Source organism: bacterium, from assembly GCA_016873475.1.
Lineage (GTDB): Bacteria > Krumholzibacteriota > Krumholzibacteriia > JACNKJ01 > JACNKJ01 > VGXI01.
In genome coordinates, this window is sequence record VGXI01000154.1 from 1 (window position 1) to 7,759 (window position 7,759).

Annotated in this window: 10 protein-coding genes; 5 read left to right on the forward strand and 5 right to left on the reverse strand. The window is 70.6% G+C overall.

Features of this window, described 5'->3' with window-relative positions; genetic code table 11:
- Positions 1–660: 660 nt before the first annotated feature.
- Positions 661–1,236 (forward strand): hypothetical protein, encoded by a 576-nt coding sequence (locus FJ251_11560; GenBank protein MBM4118352.1) that lies wholly within the window; start codon positions 661–663, stop codon positions 1,234–1,236.
- Here the strand turns inward: FJ251_11560 and FJ251_11565 are convergent.
- Entirely contained in the window at positions 1,233–2,402 is a 1,170-nt protein-coding gene (locus FJ251_11565) for a RimK family alpha-L-glutamate ligase (GenBank protein ID MBM4118353.1), read from the reverse strand. The genes FJ251_11560 and FJ251_11565 overlap by 4 nt on opposite strands.
- Complete coding sequence (locus tag FJ251_11570; protein ID MBM4118354.1) at positions 2,399–3,103, reverse strand: hypothetical protein; 705 nt, start codon at positions 3,101–3,103, stop codon at positions 2,399–2,401. Before FJ251_11570 ends, FJ251_11565 begins: the two co-directional genes overlap by 4 nt.
- A gap of 81 nt (positions 3,104–3,184) precedes the next feature.
- On the opposite strand from FJ251_11570, the gene FJ251_11575 reads away from it, so the two are divergent.
- Positions 3,185–3,451, forward strand: coding sequence for a hypothetical protein (locus FJ251_11575; GenBank protein ID MBM4118355.1), 267 nt, complete (start codon positions 3,185–3,187; stop codon positions 3,449–3,451).
- Positions 3,452–3,512: 61 nt separating this feature from the next.
- Positions 3,513–4,364, forward strand: a complete 852-nt coding sequence (gene ppk2 / locus FJ251_11580) for a polyphosphate kinase 2 (GenBank protein MBM4118356.1) — start codon at positions 3,513–3,515, stop codon at positions 4,362–4,364.
- A gap of 18 nt (positions 4,365–4,382) precedes the next feature.
- Here ppk2 and sixA read toward each other — a convergent pair whose 3' ends face one another.
- Entirely contained in the window at positions 4,383–4,877 is a 495-nt protein-coding gene (gene sixA, locus FJ251_11585) for a phosphohistidine phosphatase SixA (protein ID MBM4118357.1), read from the reverse strand.
- A gap of 134 nt (positions 4,878–5,011) precedes the next feature.
- Here sixA and FJ251_11590 point away from each other — a divergent pair, with 134 nt between their 5' ends.
- Positions 5,012–5,839 (forward strand): Hpt domain-containing protein, encoded by an 828-nt coding sequence (locus tag FJ251_11590; protein ID MBM4118358.1) that lies wholly within the window; start codon positions 5,012–5,014, stop codon positions 5,837–5,839.
- 139 nt (positions 5,840–5,978) lie between these two features.
- Complete coding sequence (locus FJ251_11595; protein ID MBM4118359.1) at positions 5,979–6,497, forward strand: ferritin; 519 nt, start codon at positions 5,979–5,981, stop codon at positions 6,495–6,497.
- A gap of 40 nt (positions 6,498–6,537) precedes the next feature.
- Here the strand turns inward: FJ251_11595 and FJ251_11600 are convergent, their stop codons facing one another.
- Entirely contained in the window at positions 6,538–7,251 is a 714-nt protein-coding gene (locus FJ251_11600; GenBank protein ID MBM4118360.1) for a hypothetical protein, read from the reverse strand.
- Positions 7,252–7,262: 11 nt separating this feature from the next.
- On the reverse strand, positions 7,263–7,759 hold a 497-nt coding region (gene fusA / locus FJ251_11605; protein MBM4118361.1), incomplete at its 5' end, for an elongation factor G.

Sequence of the window (7,759 nt, forward strand, 5' to 3'; positions counted from 1 at the left end):
ACCAGGGCCTCAAGGGCGACCTTGGCCTTGAATTCAGCCGAGAACTTGCGTCGGTTTGCCATTGCTCCATGTCCTCCGTTCAGAGTCGTGGAGCCACCTTAGCACGCTGTCCAGTTTCCTGGGACCATCTCTAGGGTTGCAGCTCGCGACCGCGGAACCGTGAGCTTCCCCGTCAAGCCGACCGTTTGAGAGCGGAGTTCCCAGCACCCTTGAGCCCCGCTGCGGAGTTTGAGCAGTTGGTGTGTCCTGTTCGGCTACGATGAACTGGGCCCAAATGTCCTGGCACCAGCATCCGCAGCTCGGTGAGCCGCGCCACGTTTCAGGGGGCGCACGGCCGTCTTGTTTCCCGTCTGAGCTCTAGATCGAGCTCGACCGACTGGGAGCGGAACCTAGACATGAGGAATCCTCTCCCAGCGTTCGGAGAAACGTGCAGAATCCGGAACATGACCTCGGGAGTCACCGACCGTTGAGTTCTGACGCTGGCACATTCGGGGAGCCATTCTTCAGCAAGGCCGCTCGCACCGAGCGGCCTTCTTGCATCGGGCCAGGGCGGTCGCTCCGGGGGCGACAGGACCGGCCGCTGCGGTGGCAATCGCTCCGGCGGCGGGATGGGACCCCGTATTGCGCCGCCCATGGGACCGTGCTAGCTTGGATGCCATGATGAAAGACCCTCGCAGCGACTCGCTCTTCGGCGCCTCGCGCCGCCTGGAGGAGGCCTTCTTCCTCGAGCAGGACAAGCTCCTGATCGAACGCCTGCGGGCGATGAAGAAGATGGCCGAGACCAAGGAGGCCCTCGCCGCCGTCTCCACGATCACGAACGACGCGGTCCTTGCCCGCCTTGTCGAGCTGGACATCAAGCCCGAGATCGTGGCGGCCCTGGCGGCCGTGCCCCTCGTCGAGGTGGCCTGGGCCGACGGCAAGATCGATCCCGCCGAGCGCAAAGCCGTGCTCGCTCACGCGGCGGGTCAGGGCATCGCCCCGGGCAGCATCGAGCACAGCTTGCTCGAGCGCTGGCTGGAGCATCGGCCCGAGCCGCAGCTGCTCCAAGCCTGGGCGGCCTACATCGATGGGCTCTGCGAACGCCTGAGCGTCGAAGAGCGGCGGCTGCTGCGCGACGAACTGCTCCGCAGCACGCGCGGCACGGCCGCGGCGTCCGGTGGCTTCCTGGGACTGGGGCGCGTCTCGGCCCGGGAGAAGGCTGTCCTGGAGCGCCTCTCGGGCAGCTTCGGCGTCTAGACCGCCGGTGCGCCGCCGCCCTTCGGCGCGGGCGCCGGCGGGATCAGCTCCTTCATGATCTGCCGCTTGCCGTAGCAGACCAGGCGATCTCCGGGCAGGATCGTCGTTGCGCCGCGCGGCGCGGGCAGGAGGATCCCCGCGCGGCGGATCGAGAGCACGAGCACCTCCATGTCCGCGAGGTGCATCTCGCGCAGGGTCTTGTTGGCGAGCGGGGAGTCTGCGGTTTTCGGTAGCTCGGCCACCGAGTAGCCCTGGCCAAGCGAGAGTTGCTGGCGCAGGTCGACCTCGGGCAGGTGCATCTGCTCCTCGAGGTGCTCAAGAATGGCGCCCGCGACGTCCACGCCGGTCGCCTGCTCGATGCCGCCGAGTCCGGGCGAGGAGTTCACCTCCAGCACCTGCGGCCCTTCGGCCCCTTCGAGGATGTCCACGCCCGCCACGCGCAGGCCGAGGATGCGCGCGGCCTTCACGGCGGCGCGCTCGTAGGTCTCGTCGAGCGCGACCGGCTCGGCCCTGGCGCCGCGGTGCAGGTTGCTGCGGAACTCCTGCCCCTGCGCGCGCCGCCGCATCGCCGCCACCACGCGCCCGCCGACCACGATCGCGCGGATGTCCTTGCCCTTGCTCTCGGCGACGAACTTCTGGATCAGCACGTTCTGCCGGCTCACCTGGAGCATGTGGACGATCGCCTCGGCCAGCGCCTCCGAGTCGGCGAGCACGACGCCGATGCCCTGGGTGCCCTCGAGCAGCTTGACGATCACTGGCGCGCCGCCGACGCGCGCGATGGCGGCCAGCACGTCGGCCCTGTCGCGCACGAAGGCCGAGGGCGGGATGCCGATGTCGTGGCGGCTGAGCACCTGCAGAGCGCGCAGCTTGTCGCGCGACATCGCGATGCCGACGGCGGGCGTGAGCGTGAAGACGCCCATCTGCTCGAACTGCCGCACGACCGCGTTGCCGAAGAAGGTGATCGAAGCGCCGATGCGCGGGATCACGGCGTCGATCGGCGGCAGCGGGCGGCCGCCGTAGAAGAGGCGCGGCCGCTCGGCCTCGACGAAGATCGAGAAGCGCAGGGTGTCGAGCACGCGCACAGCGTGGCCGCGGGCCTGGGCGGCCTCGCGCAGGCGGCGGGTGCTATAGGAGCGCGGCGCGCGAGAGAGAATGGCGATGTTCATGGCGCGCTCTCCCTTTCCGGCGGGCGGCGCCGCTGGCGTCCGCGCGAGGCCGGCGCGGCGATCACGTGGCGCAGGCCGGGGTCGACGAGGAAGTCCCCGGCGAGGGCGAGGCGGCCCAGGAGCATCCGCGAGCGCATGCGACGGCGGGGGACGAGGCCGATTTCGACTTCTTTCTCCTGTCCGCCGATGCGGATGCGCGCCAGTACCAGCAGGCGCTCGCGGGCGGTGCCGAAGCTGGAGCGGATCCGCACCCGGCGACTGACGGCCGTTTCGATCGGCGGGCTCAGGGACTCCCGGCGGCGATCCAGGGCCACCTGGAAGCGAACGCGGCCGGCGGGCAGCTCCTTGAGCTCGGAAACAACGATGGCGCTGCTCCGGGCGCCGGTGTCCACCTTCGCCTCGATGGCGGCGATCCCCCAGTCGGGGATGGCGACGATCTCCCGCCAGCCGATCAGCAGGGCCGTCCGCTCGGGTTCCTCACTGGCCAGGGCTGCGCTCCTCGCGTGGAAGTAGTTGCCCGGAGGGCAATTCCACCACAGGTCCCCAGCGGGCTCAAGTGGGAAGGGCAGGCTACGGCCCGGCGCCGCGCTGCGACGCCGGGCCGAGCGCCGAGCTAGGCACGGCGCGTGACGGGAGCGGCCGCCTTCCAGCGCAGGAGGCGCAGGACGACCGCTAGCCCCACCAGGGTGTAGACGAGGAATGTTCTTGTATTGTCAAGTATCAACACGTACAATGCATGGACAGCAGTACTCAGTGCCTAGGCAAATTCCCTGGGGAGACCCATGGCTCGCTCTCGCCTCGAGAGTTCGCTCTGGCTCCCTGAGCCGCCGCTGCGCTTCGTCGACAGCCAGCGCCGCGGCCCCTACCGGATCTGGATCCACGAGCACCGATTCGCGGGCGAGGCGGGCGGCACGCGGGTTCTCGACGCCGCCGACTACCTGCCCCCGGGCGGTCGACTCGTGACCAGGCTCTTCGTCGCCCGCGAGATCGCGGCCATCTTCGCCTTCCGGGCGGAGGCCTTGCGCCGCCAATTCCCGACTCGAAGCTGAGAATCTCCGGTCAGGCACACATGCTGCTAGGCGCCTGGCGGCCCCTGGCCGGGAGGTTCGCATGGGCAAGCGCAGTGCAGAGGAGCGGGACGCGCGGACGGCGCTGATCGAGCGCGAGGACGCCGAGCGGGCGCTACCCGCCCTCAGCGAGGAGTTCTACGCCGCCGAGCTGTACCGCCTGCAGATCGAGCTCGTGAAGCTGCAGGAGTGGATCAAGGCGCGGGGCCTGCGCGTGGTCGTCATCTTCGAGGGCCGCGACGCCGCTGGCAAGGGCGGCGTCATCACGCGCTTCATCGAGGTGCTCAATCCGCGCACCTGCCGCGTGGTCGCCCTCGGCGTGCCCACCGAGCGCGAGCGCTCGCAGTGGTACTTCCAGCGCTACGTCGCCCATCTGCCCGCCGCCGGCGAGATGGTGCTCCTGGACCGCTCCTGGTACAACCGCGCCGGCGTCGAGCGCGTGATGGGCTTCTGCGACGAGGAGGCGGTGCAGGAGTTCTACCGCAGCTGCCCCGAGTTCGAGCGCATGCTCGTGCGCGCGGGCATCGTCGTCCTCAAGTACTGGTTCTCGATCAGCGACGAGGAGCAGGAGAAGCGCTTCCGCGACCGCGCCAAGGACCCGGTCAAGCGCTGGAAGCTCAGCCCGATGGACCTCGAGTCCCGACACCGCTGGGAGGCCTACTCGCGCGCCAAGGACGAGATGTTCGCCCACACGGACATCAAGCAGGCGCCCTGGTACGTCGTGCGCGCGGACGACAAGAAGCGCGCGCGCTTGAACACCGTCCATCACCTGCTGAGCCTGTTCCCCTACGAGGATCTCACCCCGGCTCCGATCGAGCTACCCAAGCGCGCCAAGAGCAAGGGCTATGTGCGGCCGCCGATGGCGGACCAGTCCTTCGTGCCCGAGGTCTACTAGGCGCCGGGTCGGTGTGGCCTAATCGGCCCCCCGCAGGCGACGCAGGATGGCCGGGGTGAGCAGCCAGCGCAGCTCACCGCCCTCGGGCTGCCAGTCGAGCAGCGCCACGCCGGCCTTCTTGAGAACCGTGAAGGGCGCTTCGGGATCTCCGAGCGCGGCGGCGAGCAGCAGGTCGAGGTGCGGGCGGTGGCCGACCAGCAGGACCTGCCGCGCCGGCAATCCGTCGAGGCGCTCCAGCACGCGCTCGGGATCCACCCAGTAGGCCAGCTCCGGCCACTCCTCGATCTCGCCCCTGTGGCCCAGGACTGCCGCCGCGATCTGAGCAGTTTGCAGGGCGCGCAGGAGGGGGCTGCTGGCGACCAGCTCCGGCTTCAGGCCGAGGCTGCGCAGGCCCTGGGCCACCTCGCGGGTGCGCGCCTCGCCCTCGGGAGTCAGCTGGCGTTGCTCCTCGGGCGGGCAGTCCGGATCCTCGCGGTCGATGGCGATGCCGTGTCGCATGAGCAGCAGTTCCACGGGGCCTCCTCTGCCTGGGGGAAGGCCCACTCTAGCACAGGGGCGGGGGCGCGGGAGTGGAATCCCCCCCGGAGGGGGTGACAGACGGGCAATGAGGGGCTAGGCTGGGGTCACCGGATGCGCCAGGAGGAAGGATGCCCACTGCGCTGAGCGCTCGCCTGGCCATGTTGGCAAGCGCCCTGGAGCCGCGCGCGCAGGCCCGTGGACTCGCGTTGAAGGCGGCGGCGCTGCCAGCCAGCCTGAGCCTCGACCCGAGCGCGGAGGCGCAGGCCGCCGCCGGTCTCCGCGCGCTGGCAGAGGCCGTCCTCGCCCGGGCGGGAGGTGGCGGCGAGCTCGGGCTCGGAGCGGGGGTCGCGCTCTGCGCCGGGGAGCGCCGCCTGCGCCTGCTGGCCGCGGACAGCCTGCCGGGCCTGTCCGCCCCGGCGCAGCCGGCGGCCTTCGCCTATCTCGCCGGTGAAGGGCCGGCGCCGGCTGGCGATCCCCTGGGGCTGGGCGACCTCGCGCGCCGCCTGCCCGCCGGCGCGCTCGACTTCCTCAGCCGCCCCGAGGGCAGCCTGATCTGGCTGGATCTCCCCCTCGCGGCGGCGCTCGCGCCCAGCCCGGCCCTCCCCGGCTGGTCCCGGCGAGCCTGCCTCGAGCCCCAGGACCTCCTGCGGCGCCTGGGGGGCGACAAGCGGATCGCCGGGATCGTCATTGCCAGCTTCCGGGAGGTCGCCCCCCGCCAGCTTGCCGCCCTCGCGGCGGCCTGCGACGAGTTCGGCGAGCGCCAGGAGGCGATCCGGCTCGCCCACAGCCTCAAGGGCGCCTCGCGCAACACCGGGGGGCTCATGCTGGGCGAGGTGGCGGCGGCCGTGGAAGCGGCTCTGCAGCAGGAGCGCCTCGCGGAAGCGCGAGCCTGCCTGCCCCGCCTCGAGTGGGAGCTGGCCCGACTCGACGCCGCCTGGGGCCCGCGAGGCGGCTGAGCGCCCCTGCGGCTCTCGCCCGGCCGCACTTAGCGGCTTGCGCCCCGCGTCGCGGGACATTCCTTGCCGGTGGCCGGCGGCGTGGGCAGAACCCGCGGTCCGGCGCGCCGCCCCAACCCGCAGCAGGAGACAGGAAGCCATGTTGAGCCAGGAGATGGAAGCCGCTCTGACCGAGCAGGTGAACAGGGAGTTCTACTCGGCCTACCTCTACCTCGCCATGTCCGGCTGGTTCGCCGAGCGCAATCTGACCGGCTTCGCCCACTGGATGCGCCTGCAGTTCCAGGAGGAGCAGATGCACGCCCTGCGCTTCTTCGACTACGTCGTCGGCCGCGGCGGCAAGCCGGCGCTGAAGGCCATCGCCGCGGCGCCCAGCGACTGGGCGACTCCGCTGGCCGTCTTCGAGTTCACGCTCGCGCACGAGCGCGAGGTGACGACTTCCATCAATCGCCTCGTCGATCTGGCGATCAAGCTCTCCGACCACGCGAGCAATGCCCACCTGCAATGGTTCGTCAATGAGCAGGTGGAGGAGGAGGCCTCGGTCGAGGCGGTCGTTCAGCAGCTGCGCCTGGTGGGCGACTCGGGCCACGCGCTCTTCCTGATCGATCGCGAACTGGGCCAGCGGCCGGCGTCGGCGCCCGCAACGGCGGAGGGCGCCTAGCGCGATCGCGCCCGCCCCGGCGCGGGGCGGGCGGAGCGCCCTAGCTCCAGCGCAGCAGGAGGGTGCGCGGATCGAGCTCCAGGTGGAGCGCGGCGAGATCCGGGTTCTCGTGGTCCTTGACGAGGCGCAACATGACGTGATCGCCCTGGGGTTCCAGGTGGACGATCACCGACAGGTAGGCTTCGAAACGGGCGACCTCGAGGGGAACGCCGCGCTCGTCCTGCGGCTGGCCCTCGCGGTGATGCAGCGCCGTGACCCACAGCTCGAGCGCGAAATCCTGGGCGAGCTGCTTGAGCGCCGCGATCTCGGCCGCCGTGACGGCCGTGAAGTCGGGGTAGCCGTCGAGAACGAGCGCTTCCGGCCGGAAGGCCGCGTGCTGGGCGAGGAAGCCCAGGCTCTCGCGCAGGCGCTCGAGATGGAACTCCTTGATCCCCTTGTAGCTGAGCACGTGCCGGTGCCGCTCGACGGCGAGTCGGGTCTCCGCCTCGTCCTCGAGACGCTGGCTGCGCGCCAGCTCGCCGAACATCTCGTCGTAGAAGCTGAGCACGCGCTCGACGCTGTGCTGGAGCGTGACGTGCAGCACGGGGCGCTCGCGCATGAGGTCGTCCAGGGCGATGTCGGTGAGGAAGGCCGTCTTGCCGACGCCCTTGCGGCTCGTGACGACGCCGATGTTGCCCTTGCCGAGCCCCCCGTGCAGCGAGCGCTCGAAGACGCGCAGCGGGCTGCGCTTGTTCAGTTCCTTGCGGTAGACCACGAGCCCTCCTCCTACTTGCCGGCCTGGCGCTTCTCCAGGAACTGCTGGCGCAGCTCCTCGGCGACGGCGGCCGGCGCCGGCGCATAGCGCTTGAACTCCATGGTGAAGCCGGCCTTGCCCTGCGTGGCCGAGCGCAGCACGGTCGCGTAGCCGAACATCTCGGCGAGGGGGACCTCGGCGTCGATGCGCACGAAGTCCTCGTCCTCGGTCGTGCCGAGCACGATCGCCCGCCGCTGCATGAGCGTGCCCATCGTATCGCCCTGGAACTCGCGCGGCGTCTCCACGGAGACGAGCATCAGGGGCTCGAGCACCTTGGGATTGCTCTTGGGATAGAACTCGCGGAACGCGCCGCGGGCTGTCTCTTGAAAGGCATTGTCCGAGGAGTCGACCGCGTGGTAGCCGCCGTCCGCCAGCGTGACCTTCATGTTCACGACCGGCGCCCCGATCGTGGGGCCCTCGGCGAGCATCGAGCGGAAGCCTTTCTCGACCGAGCCGATGTACTCGCCCC

What these genes read in the sequence shown, in the direction of transcription:
- FJ251_11560 (MBM4118352.1), top strand. Translation starts at nt 661, where the DNA reads ATGAAAGACCCTCGCAGCGACTCGCTCTTCGGCGCCTCGCGCCGCCTG.
- FJ251_11565 (MBM4118353.1), bottom strand. Translation starts at nt 2,402, where the DNA reads ATGAACATCGCCATTCTCTCTCGCGCGCCGCGCTCCTATAGCACCCGC.
- FJ251_11575 (MBM4118355.1), top strand. Translation starts at nt 3,185, where the DNA reads ATGGCTCGCTCTCGCCTCGAGAGTTCGCTCTGGCTCCCTGAGCCGCCG.
- ppk2 (MBM4118356.1), top strand. Translation starts at nt 3,513, where the DNA reads ATGGGCAAGCGCAGTGCAGAGGAGCGGGACGCGCGGACGGCGCTGATC.
- FJ251_11590 (MBM4118358.1), top strand. Translation starts at nt 5,012, where the DNA reads ATGCCCACTGCGCTGAGCGCTCGCCTGGCCATGTTGGCAAGCGCCCTG.
- FJ251_11595 (MBM4118359.1), top strand. Translation starts at nt 5,979, where the DNA reads ATGTTGAGCCAGGAGATGGAAGCCGCTCTGACCGAGCAGGTGAACAGG.